The organism is Rhizobium sp. PEPV16, assembly GCF_008919455.1.
GTDB classification, from domain to species: Bacteria; Pseudomonadota; Alphaproteobacteria; order Rhizobiales; family Rhizobiaceae; genus Rhizobium; species Rhizobium leguminosarum_Q.
On the sequence record NZ_VSZV01000344.1, the window covers coordinates 56,160 to 77,892 of the forward strand.

General features: G+C 62.9%; 19 protein-coding genes and 1 pseudogene. 7 read left to right on the top strand and 13 right to left on the bottom strand.

Features of this window, described 5'->3' with window-relative positions:
• Nucleotides 1-5 precede the first annotated feature (5 nt).
• From FY112_RS27750 to mutS, 3 genes are all read right to left on the bottom strand, one after another.
• Entirely contained in the window at nt 6-2,912 is a 2,907-nt protein-coding gene (locus tag FY112_RS27750) for a [protein-PII] uridylyltransferase (RefSeq protein WP_151519768.1), read from the bottom strand.
• A gap of 135 nt (nt 2,913-3,047) precedes the next feature.
• Nucleotides 3,048-3,323, bottom strand: coding sequence for a hypothetical protein (locus tag FY112_RS27755; protein ID WP_003544896.1), 276 nt, complete (start codon nt 3,321-3,323; stop codon nt 3,048-3,050).
• A 12-nt stretch (nt 3,324-3,335) separates the two neighbouring features.
• Nucleotides 3,336-6,062, bottom strand: coding sequence for a DNA mismatch repair protein MutS (mutS, locus tag FY112_RS27760; protein ID WP_151519769.1), 2,727 nt, complete (start codon nt 6,060-6,062; stop codon nt 3,336-3,338).
• 113 nt (nt 6,063-6,175) lie between these two features.
• Between mutS and FY112_RS27765 the strand changes: the two genes are divergently transcribed.
• Nucleotides 6,176-8,458 carry an NADP-dependent malic enzyme gene (locus FY112_RS27765; protein ID WP_151519770.1) on the top strand — a complete coding sequence of 761 codons (2,283 nt, stop codon included), beginning with the start codon at nt 6,176-6,178 and terminating at the stop codon, nt 8,456-8,458.
• Nucleotides 8,459-8,716: 258 nt separating this feature from the next.
• Here the strand turns inward: FY112_RS27765 and FY112_RS27770 are convergent, their stop codons facing one another.
• The 7 genes from FY112_RS27770 to FY112_RS27800 form a co-directional block, all read right to left on the bottom strand.
• Nucleotides 8,717-9,349 (bottom strand): VOC family protein, encoded by a 633-nt coding sequence (locus FY112_RS27770; protein WP_151519771.1) that lies wholly within the window; start codon nt 9,347-9,349, stop codon nt 8,717-8,719.
• 131 nt (nt 9,350-9,480) lie between these two features.
• Nucleotides 9,481-10,359, bottom strand: coding sequence for a GNAT family N-acetyltransferase (locus FY112_RS27775; RefSeq protein WP_017958720.1), 879 nt, complete (start codon nt 10,357-10,359; stop codon nt 9,481-9,483).
• 108 nt (nt 10,360-10,467) lie between these two features.
• Nucleotides 10,468-12,750: an ATP-binding protein gene (locus tag FY112_RS27780; RefSeq protein ID WP_151519772.1), complete on the bottom strand. Its 2,283-nt coding sequence runs from the start codon at nt 12,748-12,750 to the stop codon at nt 10,468-10,470.
• 55 nt (nt 12,751-12,805) lie between these two features.
• Nucleotides 12,806-13,309: a signal peptidase II gene (gene lspA, locus FY112_RS27785; RefSeq protein ID WP_151519773.1), complete on the bottom strand. Its 504-nt coding sequence runs from the start codon at nt 13,307-13,309 to the stop codon at nt 12,806-12,808.
• A complete protein-coding gene (locus FY112_RS27790) occupies nt 13,306-14,166 on the bottom strand; it encodes an RNA methyltransferase (RefSeq protein WP_077977376.1) in 861 nt (286 codons plus the stop codon). Before FY112_RS27790 ends, lspA begins: the two co-directional genes overlap by 4 nt.
• Complete coding sequence (locus FY112_RS27795) at nt 14,163-15,260, bottom strand: class I SAM-dependent methyltransferase (protein WP_151519774.1); 1,098 nt, start codon at nt 15,258-15,260, stop codon at nt 14,163-14,165. The genes FY112_RS27790 and FY112_RS27795 overlap by 4 nt, the downstream gene beginning before the upstream one ends.
• 187 nt (nt 15,261-15,447) lie before the next feature.
• Nucleotides 15,448-16,092, bottom strand: a complete 645-nt coding sequence (locus FY112_RS27800; RefSeq protein ID WP_151519775.1) for an NUDIX hydrolase — start codon at nt 16,090-16,092, stop codon at nt 15,448-15,450.
• Nucleotides 16,093-16,160: 68 nt separating this feature from the next.
• On the opposite strand from FY112_RS27800, the gene FY112_RS27805 reads away from it, so the two are divergent.
• A complete protein-coding gene (locus FY112_RS27805) occupies nt 16,161-16,616 on the top strand; it encodes a carbon monoxide dehydrogenase subunit G (protein WP_027666153.1) in 456 nt (151 codons plus the stop codon).
• A 37-nt stretch (nt 16,617-16,653) separates the two neighbouring features.
• Nucleotides 16,654-17,088, top strand: a complete 435-nt coding sequence (locus FY112_RS27810; protein ID WP_151519776.1) for a GNAT family N-acetyltransferase — start codon at nt 16,654-16,656, stop codon at nt 17,086-17,088.
• A gap of 48 nt (nt 17,089-17,136) precedes the next feature.
• Here the strand turns inward: FY112_RS27810 and FY112_RS27815 are convergent, their stop codons facing one another.
• The 3 genes from FY112_RS27815 to sppA all read right to left on the bottom strand — a co-directional run bounded on the left by FY112_RS27815 (nt 17,137) and on the right by sppA (nt 18,909).
• On the bottom strand, nt 17,137-17,469 hold the full coding sequence (locus FY112_RS27815; RefSeq protein WP_151519777.1) for a LapA family protein: 333 nt from the start codon (nt 17,467-17,469) through the stop codon (nt 17,137-17,139).
• A 160-nt stretch (nt 17,470-17,629) separates the two neighbouring features.
• Nucleotides 17,630-17,929, bottom strand: a complete 300-nt coding sequence (locus tag FY112_RS27820; RefSeq protein ID WP_003544934.1) for an integration host factor subunit beta — start codon at nt 17,927-17,929, stop codon at nt 17,630-17,632.
• A 29-nt stretch (nt 17,930-17,958) separates the two neighbouring features.
• Nucleotides 17,959-18,909 carry a signal peptide peptidase SppA gene (gene sppA, locus FY112_RS27825; RefSeq protein WP_026158480.1) on the bottom strand — a complete coding sequence of 317 codons (951 nt, stop codon included), beginning with the start codon at nt 18,907-18,909 and terminating at the stop codon, nt 17,959-17,961.
• Nucleotides 18,910-19,134: 225 nt separating this feature from the next.
• Between sppA and lptC the strand changes: the two genes are divergently transcribed.
• From lptC to FY112_RS27850, 4 genes and pseudogenes are all read left to right on the top strand, one after another.
• Entirely contained in the window at nt 19,135-19,800 is a 666-nt protein-coding gene (lptC, locus tag FY112_RS27830; RefSeq protein ID WP_017958730.1) for an LPS export ABC transporter periplasmic protein LptC, read from the top strand.
• A 15-nt stretch (nt 19,801-19,815) separates the two neighbouring features.
• Nucleotides 19,816-20,454 (top strand): LptA/OstA family protein, encoded by a 639-nt coding sequence (locus FY112_RS27835; RefSeq protein ID WP_017958731.1) that lies wholly within the window; start codon nt 19,816-19,818, stop codon nt 20,452-20,454.
• Nucleotides 20,455-20,494: 40 nt separating this feature from the next.
• Nucleotides 20,495-21,271 (top strand): LPS export ABC transporter ATP-binding protein, encoded by a 777-nt coding sequence (gene lptB, locus FY112_RS27840; RefSeq protein ID WP_151519779.1) that lies wholly within the window; start codon nt 20,495-20,497, stop codon nt 21,269-21,271.
• Nucleotides 21,272-21,444: 173 nt separating this feature from the next.
• Nucleotides 21,445-21,733: pseudogene (locus tag FY112_RS27850) on the top strand (RNA polymerase sigma-54 factor); the annotation flags it as partial.

The window sequence follows — 21,733 nt, forward strand, 5'->3', positions numbered from 1 at the left end:
TAGGCTCATATGGGGGAACCGGCCTTCTTGTCGGCGGCGGGCGGGGTCCGGGCGGTGGCGGCGGGTGCGATGATGCCGGAGGGCATGCGCTCGCGCAGCTCGTCTTCTTCCTCGGCCATGACGGCCTTCATCCGGGCGGTGATGTTGGCGCGCTTGCTGTCGCCTGATATTTTCTGGCCGACCAGATCGGTGACGTAGAAGGTGTCGATCACCTTCTCGCCAAAGGTGGTGATGCGGGCCGACTGGATGTCGAGCGACAGATCGGAAAGTACGGCGGTGATCTCCGACAGCAGTCCCGGCCGGTCGAGGCATTCGACTTCGATGACCGTGAACTTGTTCGACAGGCTGTTGGTGATGTTGACCGAAGGCGGAATGACGAAGGCCTTGCTCTTCTTGCGGTTGCGCGCGCGCGTGGCGATGACCTCGGGCAGGCGCTTGCGGCCGGACAGCACGTCCTCGATCATCCGGCCGATCGTCGCGGCCCGGCGCAGCTCGTCGGCATCGTCGGTAAATTCGCGGCTCACATGGATCGTGTCGAGCGCCCGTCCGTCCGATGTCGTGAAGATCTGCGCGTCGACGATGTTGGCTCCGGCCGCGGCACAGGCGCCGGCAATGACGGCGAGCAGCCGCGGATGGTCGGGCGACAGCACGGTGATCTCGGTGATCGCGTGGAAACTGTCGGTGCGCACCGTCGTGGCGAGCGCCTGGCCCGCCTTATCCGCCTGGCGGATGAAATGGGCATGGCGGATCTGGTCTTCCAGCGGCACGGAGAGCAGATAGGGCTGGTAGTGCAGCTTGGTATAGATGTTGCGGTCCTTCTGGCTCCAGTCCGCGAGTGCGGCCCGCAGCGCGTCGGCGGCGGCATTGGCCCGCTCCTTGCGGGAGACCTCCGAAAAGCCGCCGGCGAGCAGCAGCTCGGTCTCATAATAGAGCGTGCGCAGCAACTGACCCTTCCAGCCGTTCCACACACCCGGACCGACGGCGCGGATATCGCAGATCGTCAGGATCAAGAGCATCTTCAGCCGGTCGAGAGACTGCACACGGTCGGCGAAATCGGTGATTGTCTTGCGGTCGGTGAGGTCGCGGGTCTGCGCCACCATCGACATGGTCAGATGTTCTTCGATCAGCCAGACGACGATTTCTGTCTGCTTCTGCGACAGGCCGAAGCGGGCGCAGAGCTTGCGGGCGACGCGGGCCCCGGCGATCGAATGATCCTCCTGGCGGCCTTTGGCAATGTCGTGGAGGAGAACGGCGAGATAAAGCGCCTCGCGGTCTTCGATGCCAGGCATCAGCTTATTGGCGAGCGGATGCAGATCCTCGGCGCGCCCCTTGTCGATCTCGGAGAGAATGTCGACGGTGCGGATCAGATGTTCGTCGACCGTATAGTGGTGATACATGTTGAACTGCATCATCGCGACGATCTTGCCGAATTCGGGGATGAAGCGGCCGAGCACGCCAGCCTCGTTCATCCGGCGCAGGATGAGCGCCGGATCCCGCTTCGACGTCAGGATCGACAGGAACAGCCGGTTCGCCTCGTCGTTTTCCCGCAAGGCGTTGTCGATCAAAGCGAGGGAACGGGTGACGCGTTTCAGCGCGTCCGGATGGAATTCCAGCCCGTTGATGTCGGCGACGTGGAAGAGCCGAATGATGTTGACGGGATCGCGCTTGAAGACTTCGGGGTCGGCCAGCGCAATACGGCCGCGGTCTTCGACGAATTCGACGCTGCCGGCGATCTTGCGGTTGCGATGGGTGAAGCGGCTGATGACGCCGGTGAGGCCCGGGATCGACTTCGCCTGCTGGTCTTCGAGCGCAGCGCACAGGATGCGCGTGAGATCGCCGACATCCTTGGCGACGAGGAAATAGTGCTTCATGAAGCGCTCGACGGCCGAAAGGCCCGGGCGGGTGTGATAGCCGAAGGCTTCGGCGATCTCGCGCTGGATATCGAAGGACAGGCGCTCCTCGGCCTTGCCGGTCAGGAAGTGCATATGGCAGCGCACCGCCCAGAGAAAATCGTCGGCTTTCTCAAGCAGGCGGTATTCATGCTTGGAGAGCACGCCGAGCTTGACCAGCTCCGCCTGGTCGCGCACGTGATAATAATATTTCGAGATCCAGAACAGCGTGTGCAGGTCGCGAAGCCCGCCCTTGCCTTCCTTGACGTTCGGTTCGACGAGATAACGCGTGTCGCCCGCCTTGCGGTGGCGCTCGTCGCGCTCGGCCAGCTTGGCAGCGATGAATTCCGGCCCGGTGCCGGTGACGATCTCCTTGTCGAAGCGGGTCTCGAGCTCGGTTTCCAGCCGCTGCAGGCCGCAGATGTAGCGCATTTCCAGGATGGCGGTGCGGATCGTCATGTCGGACTTGGAAAGCGCAATGCATTCCTCCACCGTGCGAGTGGCGTGGCCGACCTTGAAGCCCATATCCCAGAGCACGTAGAGCATGAATTCGACCGCCTTGTGCGTCTCTTCGGCGGGCCTCGGCAGGAAGAGGAACAGCAGGTCGATATCGGAGCCCGGCGCCAGCGTGTCGCGGCCGTAGCCGCCGACGGCGGTCACTGCGAACTTGTCTTTCTGCTGCGGAAAGATATGGGCGGTGGCGAAATTGTAGAGGACGGTGGTGATCTGGTCCTGCAGCCAGGAAATCCGGTAGGCGCAGTTGAGCCCGCCGCCATCAGCCATCAGTGCCTCGCGTGCCTTCTGCCGGCCTTCGATGCTCGCCTTCTTCAGCACCGCCAGAAGATCGGCACGCAGGACGTCGGGCCGGTTCCGGTTGGCCTCGGCAACGGCGTCACACTGCTTCTGCAGGAGCTCGACGTCGAGGATATTGGAGAAATCGATGTTGCGCATCGCTGTCGCCGGGGCGGTTTCCTGTTCATGCCGGATTGCCGGTTCACGGCCTGCCGCTTGTTTCGTCTGCATGCGCTATAGCCCCTTTGCCCGGCGATTGACACGGGCCTTCATACTGCAAGAACCTTTAAATTTGGCGAAATGGTGTTGGTTCGCCGCAACAGGCGACGGCGCTTTGACACAAGGCGCCGGCTTTCTCGAAGATCTTCAGCCGGCGGCCCGCGCATTCAGCAAATGCAGCACCTGCCGTGTCTCGCGCATGATCTCCTCGAGCGCCTGCCTGTCGCATTCGCGATAGCCGGCCTTGGCAATCGAGGTTCCGAGCTCTGAGATCACAGCGCAGCAGCGGGTGATTTTCAGCATGCCGATCGGCGACGTCCAGCCGCGGGCATTGCGGTCCTTATCGGCGCGCCGCATCGTATCGAGCATGGAGCAGATGAGCGAGAGGCGCTCGGTTTCGCGAACCAGTTTTTCCATGAACATGGCGCGCTACTCCTATTTCAGCTTCTTCTTGAGGTCGTAAAGCGCATCCATGGCTTCGCGCGGCGTCATATCGTCAAGGCTCATCGCCTTCAGCGCCTCCTCGACCTTGGAAGGTCCGCGAGCCGTTTCCTCGCGGCGCACCGCCACCTGGAACAGCGGCAGGTCGTCGATCAGCTGGCTCGCCGGGTTCTTACGGTCGGCATCTTCGAGACGGGTGAGCACGTCGCGGGCCCGCGCCACGACCGAGGCCGGAAGCCCGGCAAGGCGGGCGACCTGGATGCCGTAGGAGCGGTCCGCCGCACCCGGCCCGACCTCGTGCAGGAAGATGACGTCGCCGTCCCATTCCTTGACGCGCATCGTCGCGTTCGATAGCCGGCCAAGCTTTTCCGAAAGCACGGTCAGTTCGTGGAAATGCGTGGCGAAGAGGCCGCGGCAGCGATTGGCCTCATGCAGGTGCTCGACGGCGGCCCAGGCGATCGAAAGACCGTCGAAGGTGGCGGTGCCGCGGCCGATCTCGTCGAGAATGACGAGCGAACGGTCGCTCGCCTGGTTGAGGATCGCAGCCGTTTCCACCATCTCGACCATGAAAGTGGAACGCCCGCGCGCCAGGTCGTCTGAGGCGCCGACACGCGAGAAAAGCCGGTCGACGATGCCGATATGGGCTGATGTCGCCGGCACGAAGGAGCCCATCTGCGCCAGGATCGATATCAGCGCGTTCTGGCGCAGGAAGGTCGACTTGCCGCCCATGTTCGGGCCGGTCAGCAGCCAGATCGCCCCGTCCCGGTCGCCGGTCCTCGGCGACAGATCGCAATGATTGGCGACGAAGGGGCCGCCCGCCTGCCGCCGCAGCGCCTGCTCGACGACCGGGTGGCGCCCGCCCTCGATGGCAAACATCTTCGAGCCGTCGACCTGCGGGCGGCAATAGGCCTGCTCCTCGGCGAGAAGCGCCAAGCCTGCGGCGACGTCGATGACGGCAAGCGCCCGGGCACCCGCTTTGATCGCCTCGGCTTCGGCAACGACGGCCGCCGTCATCCTGTCGAAGGCTTCGAGCTCGATCGTCAGCGCCTGGTCGGCGGCATTGGCGATGCGGCTTTCGAGGTCGGCAAGTTCGGTCGTGGTGAAGCGCATCGCGTTCGCCATGGTCTGGCGGTGGATGAAGCGGGCCTTCGCGTCCGCCGTCTCCGTCATCGGCGAGGCGTTGCCGGCGGTGACTTCGATGAAATAGCCGAGGACGTTGTTGTGCTTGATCTTCAGCGACCGGATGCCGGTCTCCTCGGCATATTGCAGTTGCAGGCCGGCGATGACGCGACGCGACTGGTCGCGCAGTGCCCGGACTTCGTCGAGCTCGGCGCTGGCGCCGTCGCGCAGGAAGCCGCCATCGCGCTTCAACAGCGGCAATTCGTCGGCGAGCGTTTCGGCAAGCAGTTTTTCCAGGGCCGCGGGAAGGGCCTGCAGCTCGGATAGCGCCTGGCCGAGCTCTTCGGGCAGCATCGCCTTGCCGAGCATCGCCGCAACTCCGCTCGCCGCGTCAAGACCGTGGCGTATCGCTGAGAGATCGCGCGGGCCGCCGCGGTCGAGTGCCAGGCGAGACAGGGCGCGCGGCATGTCGGGCACATGTTTCAGCGTGTCGCGCAGATTGCCGCAAAGCAGGGGCTCGTCGATCAGGAAGCCGATCGAATCGAGCCGCGCATTGATGCGAGCAGGGTCGGTCAGCGGCGACATCAGCCGCTCGGCAAGAAGCCTGGCGCCGCCGCCGGTAACGGTGCGGTCGATCGCCTTCAACAGCGAACCGTTGCGATTGCCGGATAGCGTGCGGGCAAGTTCGAGATTGGCGCGGGTGGCTGGGTCGATGAACAGCGTCGAAGCCGCACTTTCCCGCTCCGGCTTTCCAAGCGGTGGCCGCTCGGCGATCTGCGTCTTCTCGACATAGGCGACGGCTGCCGCTGCGGCCGCAAGTTCGGCGCGCGAGAAGGTGCCGAAGCCGTCGAGCGTCGCGACGCCGAAATACCGCGCGATCCGGCCTTCCGCGCTGGCGCTGTCGAAGAGCACGGAAGGCTGCGGCACGGCTATGCGGCCGAGCACGTCGAAGACCGGCTTGAGTTCGGGATCGTGAAACATCGTGTCGGGCAGGATGAGCTCGCGCGGATCGATGCGCAGGATATCGGCAAGGAGCCGCGAGGCTTCGGTCTCGGCAAGCCGGAAGACGCCTGTGGAAATATCGATCCAGGCAAGCGCCAGCAAAGCCTCGCCGCTGGCGCGAATGCGGGTCAGCGCCATCAGATAGTTGGATTCCGAGGGCGAAAGCAGCTTCTCCTCGGTGATCGTGCCGGGTGTGACGAGGCGCACGACGTCGCGCTTGACGACGGATTTTCCGCCGCGTTTTTTCGCTTCCGCGGGATCCTCGATCTGCTCGCAGACGGCGACGCGGAAGCCGAGTGAAATTAGCTTCTGCAGATAATCGTCGGCCGCCTGCACCGGAACGCCGCACATCGGAATATCCTGGCCCATGTGCTGGCCGCGCTTCGTCAGCGTGATGCCGAGCGCGCGCGAGGCTTCCAGCGCATCCTCGAAGAACAGCTCGTAGAAGTCGCCCATGCGATAGAACAGAAGCGAACCCGGATTGTTCGCCTTGATCTCGATATATTGCTCCATCATCGGCGTCGCCGAGGCACGGCTTTCCGCCGTGGCGAGCTCGGCCGCCGAAAAGGCTTCATTCCCTGTGTCTATTCGTGCGTTCACGGAGGTGCAGTTTTTCCCAAAAAAACAGGTGCCAACCCTATCCGCGCGCCGCTATAGATGACAACAGCATTTGAGGAAGAGCAAAGCGTCACCCACAGGACGTTGGAGGATTTATGCCCGATATCGATAAGAAGGACCGGCCGGTGACCTCAGTTACCGACCAGGAGGCGCTCGATTTTCACGCAATGGGCCGGCCCGGCAAGCTGGAGATCAACCCGACCAAGCCGATGGCGACGCAACGCGACCTCTCGCTTGCCTATTCGCCGGGTGTTGCCGTGCCCGTCAAGGCGATCGCCGCCGATCCGCAGACAGCCTACGATTATACGGCGCGCGGCAATATGGTCGCCGTCATTTCCAACGGCACGGCGATCCTCGGCCTCGGCAATCTCGGCGCGCTGGCGTCCAAACCGGTCATGGAAGGCAAGGCGGTGCTGTTCAAGCGCTTCGCCGATGTCGATTCCATCGACCTCGAGATCGATACGGAAAATGTCGACGAGTTCATCAACTGCGTGCGCTTCCTCGGTCCTTCCTTCGGCGGCATCAACCTCGAGGATATCAAGGCGCCGGATTGTTTCGTCATCGAAAGCCGGCTGCGCGAGCTGATGGACATCCCGGTCTTCCATGACGACCAGCATGGAACGGCGATCATCGCCGCCGCCGGCCTGATCAACGCGCTGGAGCTGACCGGTCGCGACCTGAAGACGACGAAGCTCGTCTGCAACGGTGCCGGTGCTGCGGCGATCGCCTGCGTCGAACTCATCAAGGCGATGGGTTTTGCGCCTGAGAACGTCATCCTCTGCGATACCAAGGGCGTCATCTATCAGGGCCGCACCGAGGGCATGAACCAGTGGAAATCGGCGCATGCGGCAAAGACCGACACGCGCACGCTGGAAGAGGCGATGAAGGGTGCCGACGTCGTCTTCGGCCTGTCGCAGCAGGGCGCGTTTTCGGCCAAGATGATCCGCTCGATGGCGGAGCGGCCGATCATCTTCGCCATGGCCAATCCCGATCCCGAGATCACCCCGGAAGAGGTGGCCCGCATCCGCGACGACGCCATCATGGCGACCGGCCGTTCGGACTATCCGAACCAGGTCAACAATGTCCTCGGCTTTCCCTATATCTTCCGCGGCGCTCTCGATGTGCGCGCCTCCACAATCAACGACGCGATGAAGATTGCCGCCGTCAACGCGCTGGCAAACCTTGCCCGCGAGGACGTGCCCGATGACGTGGTTGCCGCCTATCAGGGCAACCGGCCGCGTTTCGGCTCGCAATACATCATCCCCGTTCCCTTCGATCCGCGCCTGATCTCGGCGATCCCGGTGGCGGTCGCGCAAGCCGCGATCGAAAGCGGCGTCGCCCGCAAGGTCATCACCGACATGGCCGGTTATGCCCGCGAGCTTTCGGCGCGCCGCGATCCGATCGCCTCGACGCTCGCCAGCCTTTACGAGCGCGTCCGCCGCCGTCCGAAGCGCATCGTCTTTGCCGAGGCCGAGGAAGAACAGGTCCTGCGTGCGGCGATGTCCTACGCCAACCAGCAGCTCGGCACCGCCATCCTGCTCGGCCGCGAGGACCTGATCCGGGCGACGGCAGAACGCGCCGGCATCGATCTCAACCGGCCGGGCCTCGAAATCGTCAATGCCCGGCTTTCGACCCGGGTCGAGGCCTATATCGACTATCTCTATGCCCGGCTGCAGCGGCACGGTTATCTCCACCGCGACGCCCAGCGGCTGATCCACAACGACCGCAACCACTTCGCCGCCACCATGGTGGCGCTTGGCGATGCCGACGGCATGGTGACGGGCATCACCCGCAACTATTCGACGGCACTCGAGGATGTGCGCCGCTGCATCGACGAGAAGCCCGGCCACCGTGTCATCGGCGTGTCGCTGGCGCTCTGCCGCGGTCGCACGGTCTTCGTTGCCGATACGGCGGTGCACGACATGCCGACGGCCGAGGAGCTTGCCGATATCGCCGAAGAGGCGGCCGGTCTCGCGCGGCGCATGGGTTATCCGCCGCGTGTCGCCATGCTGGCCTATTCCACCTTCGGCCATCCCTCGGGCGAACGTTCCGAGCGGGTGCGTGAGGCGGTCAAGATCCTCGACAAGCGCCGTGTCGATTTCGAATATGACGGCGAGATGGCTGCCGACGTCGCTCTGAACCGCAAGGTGATGGAGCAATATCCCTTCTGCCGCCTTTCCGGCCCCGCCAACGTGCTCGTCATGCCGGCTTTCCACTCGGCCTCGATCTCGACCAAGATGCTGCAGGAGCTCGGGGGTTCCACGGTGATCGGCCCGATCCTCGTCGGTCTCGACAAGCCGGTGCAGATCACCTCGATGGGCGCCAAGGACAGCGACATCGTCAACATGGCGGCGATCGCCGCCTACGGGGTGTCGTAAACACGTCCTGAAGATGAGACGGCATTCTGTGCCGGCCGACCGCGCGTTGGCCGGGCACAACTTTTTGTGGGACTATCCTTACCCGGCTTCACACAGGCGGCGAGTTTACGCTAAACTGCTGATCGTCGAAGGCATCCAGCTGCTGACGAGCGATGAGACGGTCGCGCTCTATCCCGGTCCGATCCGGCTGTTTCGGTGACAGGCTTAGCTGTCCCGATGGGAACGCATCCCATTGCATAGCCTGCGTCCCGCTGGCGGTCAGCTTGCAAAGGCGATGAGATTACCGTCGGGATCGCGGATGATGAAGGTCTGGGCGCCCCATGGTTCGGCCCTGAGGCTCTGATGAAAAGGGACGTCCAATGCCGTGTATTCCAGGAACAGTGCCCTAGCGTCGTCGAGCGTGATGCTCGCCGACAGCGCATCCTCTTCCCGAAGCCGGAAATCCGAATAGAACAAAGGCACGTCGGAGGATCGGAAATTGAGCCGCGCCGCGCCCCGGAAAACCTGCGCGTAAAACGGCGGCTCGCCATACATGAAGGCGAGTTCGAAGCCGAGCTTGCCGGTGTAGAAATCGCAGGAAGTGGCGATATCGCGGACGAAGAGCTGCGGCTGCGCATCGATGAAAGTCGGCTTTTCGGGTCTTGTCTGGAGGGGCGTTTCCATATTTGCCAGTCCTTGTTTCAGCGCCGTCCAGCTTTCGAAACCTTCCTTCGCCGCCACCAGTTCCTGCGCCTCGGCGAGCTTGAAATCCAGCTTGAGGATCTCAAGGTCGTTCAGGCTGGAGTATCGGGGAAGCCATTGCCGGATTTGAGCGGCGACCGGATAATATCTGTCCTGATGCCAGCGTTTATAGAGCTTGGCTCGCTTGCGGAGGTTTTCGAAATTAGGCATGGCGCATGGTTGAAGATTATGGGCGGGCATAGCCCAGCCGGCACGATGCCGATGCGCCCCACGGAAAACGCGATGTCAGAATGAAGGGATGCCCAGAGATCGTCAAGCCTTTGGCTGACGATCCCCGGTGTTCAGCTCGCGAAGCGGCCGGCGTCGGCGCCGTAATAATTCAGATAACGGTCCGAAATGCTGGAGATCGGCAGCACGATCAGCACGTCGGTCGTGTTGAAGGCATGATCGACGACCGCGTGGGAGCCGACCATCGCACCGAGGCGCAGATAGCCCTTGATCAGCGGCGGCAGGGCCATCAGTGCCCGCTTCGGGTTGATGGCCTCGACCGGCATCAGGTCCATGTTGCGGGCCAGATGCGGCAGGGCGCCGACGGCCCATTCGTTTTTCGCCAGCACATTGTGGTAGAGGAAGGACAGCGCCAGCGCGTGGCTTTCGAGATAGACGCCGGGGAAAGAGGCGCAGCCGAACATGGCGCTGACGCCGTGCTTCAGCGCGTAGGCCCAGTTGCCCTGCCACAGGAGCTCGACGGTGCGCTTGGTGCGGTATTCCGGCAGCACGCAGGAGCGGCCGAGCTCCATGAAGCGCTTGTCCGGATGTTTGGCGATGAGGCCTTCGATTTCGAATTCGGAAGCCGAGTAAAAACCGCCATTGGCGATGGCGACATCCTGACGCAGCAGACGGTAGGTGCCGACGATCTGGTCTTCCGGGTCGCCCTCGATCGAGCGGTCGAGCACGAGAAGATGATCGCAGACAGCGTCATAGGCATCGACATCGCGCTGGCGGCGCATGGCGTCCAGCGGCAGCTGCGCCTTCATTTCGTCGACGAAGACGCGGTAACGCACGGCCTGGGCGGCATCGATCTCGCGTGCCGTGCGGGCAAGGCGGGTCTCCAGATTGCCGATGCGGCCGAGGATATCGCCGTCCTTCTGCACAGCAGCCGTCGAGGGCCGTGCAGCCTCCGCGGTGGTGTCACGATTCAGGATGTCGATGGCGGACATGACGATTCTCCCGTTACCGGCTTATCGACGCCATAAAACACTTCTCTACGACAGGAAAGTGACATTTTGAATTTCCAAGCGCAAGAAGCGTGCCGGTTTCTGAGGCGCTCACCGCGCCTCTGCCCGGCGGGCGGAAAGGGCGGCAACCGCCTGAACTTCGGTCAGCAGCCGCACCGGATCGACCGGCTTTATCATGACGCGATTGGCGCCGTTGAGCAAGACTTGGCGGCGTGATTCGTCGCTCTTGTCGGCGGTCAGTACGATCACCGGCACCGGCGCGAGATCGAGCCGCCGCTCGTGGCCGCGCAGGCGTCCCAGCATGTCGATACCGTTGCCGCCTGGCATCGAGAGATCGCTGATGATGATATCGGGCCGGGCATTGGCCTCGCAGAGCGCGCAGTCGAGCAGTGTCTCGAAATCTTCGACATGGCGCACCTTGTGCCCGCCCTTTTCTAGAACGACACGCACCAGCATGGCATTGATCGGATCGTCTTCGCCGAGCAGGATGCTGAGCCCGCTGGCGGCAACCAGCGTCTCCGCCACCGAAAGCCCGAAACCCGGCTGGTTGTCGTTCAGCGCATCGCGCTTCTCCATGCCGCGCATGCGCCCGCGCAGCACGTCGATCAGCGACTGTTCGCGCAGCGGCCGGATCAGCCAGGCATCGAAGAGGTCGAGCGGATGGGCGCTGCGCTCTTCCGGATTGACGAGCAGGACCTTGCGCAGGCCAAGTGCGGCGATTTCGGCGCGATCGGCAAGATGAGCGGAAAATTCCGCCGACATGCGATGGTCGATGATGATGTCGGTTGGCCGCCGTCCGCCCCTCGCCAGTTCGAGCAGCGTTGCCCGCGCCGTCTCGCCGTCGCCGACGAGATGGCAGAGGCCGCCGAGCGCAGTGATCGTTTCGGCGATGGCAGCGCGCGCCGCACCTGCCGGCGCCAGCAGTACGACACTGTTGCCGGCAAGCAGCGTGTTTCGCCGGTCGGGGCGCTCGCTGCCGATATCGACAGGGAAGCGGATGGTGAATTCGCTGCCTCTGCCCATTTCGCTGGCAACCGTCAGCGCGCCGTTGAATTCGCGCATGATGCGGGCGGAGATGGCAAGGCCGAGCCCGGTCCCGCTGCTCTTGTCGGCAACGCTCCCGCCCTGCTCGAACTCGCCGAAGACGCGCGCCTGCTCCTCCGCCGTCATGCCGGGACCGCTATCGGTGACGGTGATCAGCAAGTCGCCGGCGTCGAGCGACACGCGGATGAAGACGCCGCCGACCTGGGTGAACTTCACGGCATTGCCGATGACGTTGAAGAGGACCTGGCGCAGCCGCGCCGGGTCGAAGCTCATATTTTCGGGCACGTCGGATGACACGGTGGCGCCGATCTCGATCCCCTTTTCATGCGCCCGGTGGGCGAGCATCTCGACGACGCTTTCCAGCAGTTTGCGCAGCGATTCCGAACGCGGGTGCAGCGCGAAGCGGCCGACTTCGATGGTGGAGAAGTCGAGCAGATCCTCGACGAGCTGCGTCAAGGCGTGGCCGGACTGGCGGATGTTTGCGAGATAGTTCTGCTGCTCCTGCGTCAGCCGCGTCTCGGCGATCAGATGCGTCATGCCGAGGATGCCGGAAAGCGGCGTGCGCACCTCGTGGCTGACGGTGGCAAGCAGCCTCGATTTGGCGGCGCTGTTATACTCGGCCTTCTGGCGAGCCTCCTCGCGGCCCTGTGCGATCAGCCGCTCGTCGGTCACGTCGCGGGCAACGCTCTGCAGCAGCAGGCGGCCGTTTGCCGGGTCGCGGGTGACGACATCGCGCCAGAGGAAGATGCGCTGGCCCTCCGGCGTCGAAATCTCGACGTCGTAGCAATGCGGTACCGGGCCGGGGCGGAAGGCAATCCCGATCTCCTCGCAGGTGCGTCCTTCCGGACGCAGCCGCCCGGTCAGGCGGCGAAAAGTATCGTTGGCGGAGATGATGCGCCGGTCCATGGTGCGGCTGACCGTGATGTCGCCGAGCACGTCGTGCACGTCGGCGAACAGCTTTACGCCGGCGTCCCAATCCGGCATGGGTTGACCGGGGCGCTGCCCGGCCCTGCGCGAGCGAATCATCAACAGGGCATAGCTGGCGATGACGGCCAGGCCAAGGATGACGAGACCACCCGAAAGCAGCAGCGGGTCGCCGGCGTGGGCAAGCAGCATCAGGATCGTTGCGGCAAGAAGGCCGGCGCCGCCAAGCCAATAGAACAGCAGGCGCCGTGTCGGTGCAGGCCCGCCCTGGCGGTCATCGGCGCCCCGGGTTGCCGCTGCGTTCGGCCGCGGGGAAAGGACCTCCATCCGCTTCTCATGCGGCTTGGCGGCGGGTCCACCGAAGGCGGCGGACAATCTTTCCTGCAACTGTCCCAGGTTCTGCATGCTATCTTGCTAACATGAGGCCCGTTCCGAATGCCTTCAGGATTTCGATAAGATTTTAGCGGCCGGCCTTTTTCGGCAGCAGCAGTTCGTCGAGAATGACGCAGCCGGCGCCGATGGTGATGAAACTGTCGGCGAGATTGAAGACCGCGAATGACCAGCTCTCGGTGTAGAAAAGAATGTAATCGATCACATGCCCATAGGCGAAGCGGTCAACGAGATTGCCGATCGCGCCTGCGATGATCAGCGCATAACCGAGATGAGCGATCCAGCGATCCTTTGCCGTGCGGTACCATAGCCAGATGACGAAGGCGACGATAATGAGCCGCATGCCGACGATGAACCAGCCGTCCATGCCTGATAGCATCGAAAAGGCGACGCCGAGATTGTAGGTCCGGTAGAGCGCCAGCATGGGAATAACGGGCACCGCCTCCTGCAGCGGCAGGTAATGATCAACGGCGATCTTGACGGCCTGGTCGATCAGAACGGCGACGACGATGAAGAAGAGGATCGGTGCCGGGCGCGAAAACAGCGCCGGGCGTGCATGCGTCTGTTCGGTCATTTGCCCTCGGCAAGTGAGAGGAGATGGCGGCGTGCCTCGAAAAGCATGACGGCGGTGGCGACGGCGAGGTTGAGTGAATCGGCGCGGCCCTGCTGCGGAATGCGGGCAAGCGCGTCGGCCTCCCTGGCCAACTGCTCGGGCAGGCCGGATTGTTCGTTGCCCATCAACAGCACGACGGGCTTTTTCCGGTAGTCGATCGTCCGGTAATCGACCGCGCCGGCAAGATGTGTCGCGACGACGGAGACGCCGGCCGATTTCCGCCAGGCGATGAATTCCTCAGGCGTCGCCCGCGCGACCGGAACGGCAAAGACCGAGCCCATGGTTGCCCGCACCGTTTCGAGCGAGAAGGGATCGGTCGTTTCTCCGAGAAGTATGATGCCGGAAGCGCCTGCCGCATCGGCCGTGCGGATGATGGTGCCGAGATTGCCGGGGTCGCGTACCCGATCGAGCGCCACCCATGTCTCGCCCTCGCTCAGCCGGATACCCTTCAGCGGTGTCCAGCGCTGTTCAAAGATGCCGACGACCATCTGCGGATTGTCGCGGCGGGTGATCGAGGCGATCACCTTTTCGCTGACCTCGAGCACCAGCCCGCCCGAGGCGACGGTCTTTGCCGCCATCTGCTCGACCAGCGGCTTGCCCTTGGCGCCCTTGGCATAGACCAGCGTGCGGATCGCCCAGCCGAGTTCGATCGCATCGATGACGAGCTTCAGTCCTTCGGCCAGGAAAGTACCGCTTTCCTCGCGCGATTTCTTGTTGGTCAGCGCCTTGATATCCTTGATGATCGGATTGGCGAGCGAAGTGACTTCCTTCACCTGTCCGACCCTGCGCGGCCCCTGGTCATGAAAGTCCTTGCTCATTTCGGCACCCAGCGGGAAAAGAGGGAGGTGGAAAGCGCGCGGCCCGGCGTCCTGCCGTCGGTACCGGCTTCGCGAATCACCAGCTCGCCGGATTCGACCACGCCGCCGGCGCCCCGCATCGTCTCGCGCATCAGCTCGTGGATCGAATAGAAGCTGGCGCGGATCGAATAGGCCGTCAGCACTAGGCCCACCGCCTTCGGCGACAGGATCTCGCGGCAGACATCGAGCATCAACGGCAGATGCTCGAAGAGATGCCAGACTTCGCCATTGGGGCCACGGCCGAATTTCGGCGGATCGGTGAGGATGATATCGTACTGGCTGCCGCGGCGTTCCTCGCGCAGGATGAATTTCATCGCATCCTCGCAGATCCAGCGGATCGGCAGCTTCTCCATGCGCCCGAGCGCCTGGTTTTCCCGCGCCCAGCCGATCGCCTTCTTCGAGGCGTCGACATGGGTGACCTCGGCGCCGGCTGCGGCGGCAACCAGCGAGGCGACGCCGGTATAACCGAAGAGGTTTAGCACTTTCAGCGGCCGGCCGGCCTTTTCGACCTCATCCTTCATCCAGCTCCAGTGGACGATCTGTTCGGGGAAGACGCCGACATGGCGGAAGGAGGTGAAGCGGCCGAGGAAATCGACGCCGAGCAGGTTGAGCGGCCAGGTCTCGCCGAGCGCCGCCTTCGGGAAGCGCCAGCGGCCGGTGCCTTCCTCGTCGGTGTCGCCGGTGAAGGCGGCATCGACCTTTTCCCAGACCTGGGGCGCCAGAGAAGGCCGCCACAGCGCCTGGGCTTCCGGACGGATGATGCGATAGGGGCCGTATTGCTCGAGCTTTTCGCCGTTGCCGCTGTCGATCAGATGGAAGTCGCCTGCCCCGAGCGATTCGAGGATGACCGGCACGCGCTCGGTCGGACGCTCGCCGCTACGTGTCATCAGGGGACGCACGACAGCAGCAGGCACAGCAGCCTCGCGCACCGCCTCACGGCTTGCCGCAGGCCGCGCGACCGGCTTCGGCGGCCGGCCTGCCCGATCGTCCCTGCGGCTTTCACCGGATGGACCTGATGTTTTCTTCTGGCCCGGCCGGCCTTCTCTCTGTTTCAACGTGCTCTTCCGCGTCTCTGTCGGGGTGTCTTATCGGCTTTGCGTCGGCTGCAGGCCCCGCGCGTCTTTTGAAACGCGCAAAGCGCGCTGCGGCACTTTGAATATGCAGTAGCCCAGAAAAGCGGGGCGGATCAACTGCGCTGCCGGCCAGCCCGGGCAAGCGGACAGGGTTTTCTCGGCGCGGCGCCTATTTCAAGCTCTCGGAGGCCTCTGTGCGAAGCCAGCTTTCCGCCGCATAGAGGGCTGCGACATGCATAGACTGCATGATGACCGCGCCGGACTGCAACTCGGCGAGGATGGCAGCAAGATCCGCAAACAGCAGCTCGACCTTCTCGCCCGGGTCGAAAGACGGTTCGCCGGCCCGGCTGAGACCAAGCGCCAGCCAGCTCGTCACCATATTGCTGTGGCTGGCGGCATTCGGATAGGAGGTGAGAAGCTTGACGAAGGTCGAGGCTTGATAGCCGGTCTCCTCCCGGAGTTCGCGCTCGGCCGCCGCCATCGCCGCATCGCCGGTCTTGCTGTCGCCGGGTTCGAGGCTGCCGGCGACCAGACCGAGCACGATTTCGCCGCGGCCATGTCGATATTCCCGCGTCAGCAGCACGCGTCCGTCGGGCATCACAGGGATGACGTTGATCCAGTCGGGATAATCGAGCACATGGAAGGGCGCGACGACGATTCCATCGGCCGTGATGCAATCGTCGCTCCGGACACGGATCCAGCGATCCTCATAGGTGATGCGGCTTGCCGTCACGCTCCAGGGCTTCAGTTCGTCGTTCATCGGCCCGTCCTTGTGTGTCAGGTGCGTGTCAGATCGCAACCCGGCAGATAACATTCCGTGCCGCCTTGGCAAAGCGCTTTCCCGCTGGGATAAGATGAGCGAATCGAAGATGGGGCCATCGAATGGATTTCACCGGCGAAGAACGCATCGCCGCGCCGCGGGACGTCGTCTGGGCAGCGCTCAACGATCCCGAGATCATGCGTGGCTGCATTCCGGGCTGCCAGAGCATCGAGCGGCTGTCGCCGAGCGCTTTCGAGGCGACGATCAAGGTCAAGTTCAGCCTGCTGTCTGCCACCTTCCACGGGCTGCTGACGCTTTCCAATGTCGATGCGCCGAAGAGCTATACGCTATCGGCCGAAGGCAAGGGCGGTCTTGCCGGCTTCGCCAGGGGCAGCGCCGATATCGTGCTTGAGGAAAGGGGCGCCGAGACGATCCTGCACTACCGGTCGAAGGCCGAACTCGGCGGCGGGCTCGCCCAGCTCGGCGCCCGCCTGCTCGATTCGGCCTCGCAGAAGCTCGCCGAAGGGTTCTTTTCGGATTTCAATGCCGCCGTCGTCGCGAAGATGGCGGCCGATTAGGCTTGGCGCGGGCGGAGGGTTTGTTTAAATCGGCACCATAATGTGGACCATCAGGCCGCCGCGGGCGGAAGACCAGGACGTGCTTGCGGAGATTTACCTTTCCGTGCGCCGCGAAACATTCGTCTGGGTCGATCCGGGCAAATTCCATCGCGAGGATTTCGCCGCCCATACCAATGGCGAAACGGTCTTCGTCTGCGCGCATGAAAGCGGCAGCGTCGCCGGCTTCCTGTCGCTTTGGCCGGAGGACGATTTCATCCACATGCTCTACCTAAAACTGGAATTCCAGGGTCAGGGTGCAGGCACGGCGCTGCTGCAAGCCCTGCCGGAATGGCCGCAGCACCGGTATCGGCTAAAGTGCCTGGTGAAGAACCGGCGGGCAAAGGCGTTCTACCTCGCTCACGGTTTCCGCGTGACCGGCAACGGCGCCTCGCCGGAGGGCGACTATGAGGAACTGAGCTTTTTTCCGGTTTGACGGCCGCCGAAAGCCGGCCGCCGAACCCGAGCCTATCGAATACCAGTTTTACCGCGCCGGCAGCTGCCCGGCGATTTCCTCGGCGCGGTTCTTGTGGCGGTCGGCCTCGCTATGCCAGCGGATGGCTTCCTTGGCCTCGGTGCGGGCGCGCTTGCGGTGTTTGCCCTGGCTGAACCAGGTGGCGGCCGCCCCGATCAGCATGCCCGTGATCAGCGCGACGACCAGGAAGACGAAGAAGGGCGCGGAAACTGCAAGCACCTGGTCTTCCGGCCGGAACGGATTGAAGGCGAGCGTGACGCTCTGCCGGTTGGCGACGCAGAAGACGATGAGGATGACGCCGAGCGGCATCAAAATCAACAGGTTGACGATCTTCTTGGCCATTTGAGGTCTCCACGCGGCAGATTGCGCCGGTCTTTTTGAGGGGCGCGTTTCATGCTTGCAGCGCTATGTGTCCTTGTAGGACACGCGAAGCACGATGCATTACCAGAATAGGAAAACGGCACTCGAGTTCAAGTGCGGTTTCGCCGCAGGCAGCGACGGCTCAATCCTCTTCGTCGGCCTGGCCGGGATTAAGCCGCTCGCGCAGCTCCTTGCCGGTCTTGAAGAAGGGAACCCACTTCTCCTCGACGAAGACGGTATCGCCGGTCCGCGGGTTGCGGCCGGAGCGCGAAGGGCGGTTCTTGACCGAAAAGGCGCCAAAGCCGCGCAATTCGACTCGGTTACCCGCAGCCAGTGCATCCGTGATCTCGTCGAGAACCGCGTTGACGATATTCTCGACGTCGCGATGATAGAGATGCGGGTTGCGTGCCGCAACAATCTGCACCAATTCAGACTTGATCACTTTCGCCCCCTTAAATTATTGATTTCTTATCAATCGTGGCCAACCTGCCAAACTGAAAGCAGCCCGTCAAGAAGCAACTTTGGGGGCAGGATTCCATTGATATCCTGGGTTTTCATGAGATCACCATAACCGAAGATCGTAATCAACCGCGAAACAGCCCCAGCGAGCAGAAAGGGCGTATTGCTCTTCTTGTCCCAGTCTACCATCGGCAGATCGCTGTCGACGCCGCGTGACGTCAGATAGGCGCGGATCTCAGCCTCGCCGCCGATTGTATCGACGAGTTTCGCCTTCAGCGCCTGGCGCCCGGTATAGATCGTGCCGTCGGCCAGTTTCAGCACCTCGTCGCGCGGCAGTTTGCGCCGGTCGGCTACCAGGTCGACGAACCAGTTATAGCTGTCGACCACCATGTTGCGGATCATCGCCTTGGCTTCCTCGCTCGCCTCGTGGAAGGGCGAGGGCTCGGCCTTCAGCGGCGAGGACTTGATCTCCTGCAGCGAGACGCCGATTTTGTCGAGCAGCGGCTGGATCTGCGGATACTGGAAGATGACGCCGATCGAACCGGTGATCGAGCTATCACCGGCAATGATCGTATCGCCGGCGGTGGCGATCATGTAGCCGGCGGAGGCGGCGAGCGTGCGCACGTCGGAGACGACAGGCTTCTTGGCCGATATCGCACGGATCGCCTTGAAGACTTTTTCGCCGCCATAGGTCGTGCCGCCGGGCGAGGAGATCGAAATCACCGCTGCCTTCACCTGGTCGCTGGTCTCGACCTTCTTCAGCCGCTCGAGAAGCTCGTCGTCGTCGACGATCAGCCCGGATATCGTCACATGGGCGATGTGCGGGCGCTGCGTCCCGGCATCGCCGAGAGCAAAGCGGTAGAAGGCGAAACCAAGTGCCACGATGAGGGCCACCGCGACGAGGCGCCAGAAGCCGAGCTTGCGGCGCAGCCGCCGGCGATCGGCGATCATCGAACTGTCCATAGAAACCTCCAGCGCTGGCACCGGCTTCGGCTTGCCGCCGATCGATCCGGTGAAATAGGGTGGCAGCGGCCCGTACGAATGCCACTTTTCAATGTTTTTCCATTTTGTTGCTTGTTGCAGAAAAAATTCCATATTGGCAAGCCAATGTAATAATGCGAAACGAACTGTGATTGGCGGCCGGCTTTGTTATCGAAGCGCGGCGATCACCGCACATGGACGAGGCCTATGCTCGATACCCTGAAGAACAACGGACATGCCGCCTATTCAGGGTCCGGCAGGAGCGCTTATGGCGATGCGTTGTTCCATTCCGCTCGCGTGCGGCGGCTGAAGATTTTGCTGCCTGTGGCGGCCCTCATCATCGCGGCGAGCCTCACCGCGGTGGCGTTGGTCAGCATCTATCTGCCCGAGAACATCAAGATGGAAGGCGCCAAGATCGAGAACGGCAAGGTCGTGATGGAAAAGCCGGCGATATCAGGCCGCAATTCCGACGGCATCAATTATTCGATGCTGGCCGAAAGGGCGCTGCAGGATATCCGCAATCCTGATCTCATCACCCTCGAAACCATCAAGGCCGCCGTGCCGATGAATGACGGCCTGATCGCCCGCGTCGTCGCCTCGACCGCCGATTACAACCGCGCCACCGACAATCTGCATATGACGGCCCCCTTCACCCTGGTGCTGAGCAGCGGCCTCAATGCGAATTTCCAGTCCGCGCAGCTCGACATCAAGGGCGGAAACATGCGGAGCGACGACCCCGTCACCATCACCAAGGACAATGCCTCCATTGTTGCGAAGACGCTTCAGATAACGGATAAGGGGCGGGTGATCACATTCGAGGGGAATGTTCGCATGAATGTCGATCCATCCACCATCCATAAACAGGGCACTTAACCAGCCGGGTCATCCATGACAAAAGATTGTCGCATTTCCACTTGCAAGACAGGCATGGCATTCATTGCCGGCGCATTTGCCCTTATTCTGACGGCCACGGGCGCCGGCGCGCAGGCGACGGCCACGATGCCGGGCATGAAGCTGTCCAACGACCAGCCGATCCAGATCGAAAGCGACAAGCTGGAGATCCACGACCAGGAACACACCGCGCTCTTCACCGGAAACGTCAAGGTCGTCCAGGGCACGACGACGATGCAGTCCGGCAAGATGACCGTCTATTACAAGGACAAGGCGGCAAAGCCGGCTGCTGACGGCGCGCAGCCGGCAGCGCAGCCGGAGCAGTCGGCCTCGCTTGCATCGGGAAGTGCTGATATCGACAAGATCCTGGTGACGGACAAGGTCTTTTTGAGCTCGGGCACGCAGACGGCGACCGCCGATGACGGCAATTTCGACATGGCCTCGCAGACATTCATCCTCACGGCGGATGAGGGGAATAAAGTTATTCTGTCGGACGGGCCGAACGTCTTTACCGGCTGCAAACTGACGGTTCACATGCAGACCGGTCAGGCGCAGCTTGAAAGCTGCGGCGGGCGTGTCCAGATTCAGCTCGATCCGAAATCGCAGCCGAATGCGCAGCAGCAGAAGCAGAACTGAGAAGCCGGCCTCCCACGTGAAATTATCATCGCTATCCACCATGTTCGGCAAGCCCGGGCCACAAGCTGCGGGTGCCGCCGACAAGAGCCGCTATCAGGGAACGCTGATCGCACGAGGTCTGACGAAGACCTATGCGACGCGGCGCGTCGTCAACGGCGTCTCGCTGGTGGTGCGCCGTGGCGAGGCCGTCGGCCTGCTCGGCCCGAACGGCGCCGGCAAGACCACCTGTTTTTACATGATCACCGGCCTGGTGCCCGTCGATGAAGGCACGATCGAGATCGACGGCAACGATGTCACGACCATGCCGATGTACCGCCGCTCGCGTCTCGGCGTCGGTTATCTGCCGCAGGAAGCCTCGATCTTCCGCGGCCTGACGGTGGAGGAGAATATCCGCGCCGTCCTCGAAGTGCATGTGAAGGACGAGGCCGAGCGCGAGCAGAAGCTGAACGAGCTGCTGGAAGAATTCCATATCCAGAAGCTGCGCAAAAGTGCCGCCGTCGCCCTGTCCGGCGGCGAGCGCCGCCGCCTCGAAATCGCGCGTGCGCTTGCGACCGACCCGACCTTTATGCTGCTCGACGAGCCCTTTGCCGGCGTCGACCCGATCTCGGTCGCCGACATCCAGAATCTCGTTCACCACCTGACGGCACGCGGCATCGGCGTCCTCATCACCGACCACAATGTGCGCGAGACGCTGGGCCTTATCGACCGCGCCTACATCATTCATGCCGGTGAGGTGCTGACCCATGGCCGGGCGAACGACATCGTCAACAATCCGGAAGTGCGCCGGCTCTACCTCGGCGACAATTTCAGCCTCTGATGCCGGATCCGGATGATTTTAGGCCGGATTGGCAGAAATTCACCGTGCCGTCATAGTTCCGCTTGACCAAATACAATAAAAAAGCAATTTTTGGGCCAACTTGGATTTCCGTGGCCTGAAGCCTTGATCGGACGCGGTTTCCCGGAGGAATCGAGGGGAGTTTCGCGTCCGTCATGGCACTGTCCGCCAATCTTTTCCTGCGCCAGACCCAGTCCCTGGTGATGACACCGCAACTGATGCAATCCATCCAGTTGCTGCAGATGACTCATTTCGAACTCAACCAGTTCATCGCCCTGGAAGTGGAGAAGAATCCGCTGCTCGAATTTCCGTCGAATGACGGCGAGGCGGGCGGCGAACGTGGCGATGCCGAAGATGGAGAGTATGCTCATCAGCCCGAGGATGCCGGCTCCGACGATGGCTATGACAACCGCGCCGAGGCGCTCTCCAGCGACTGGTATGACA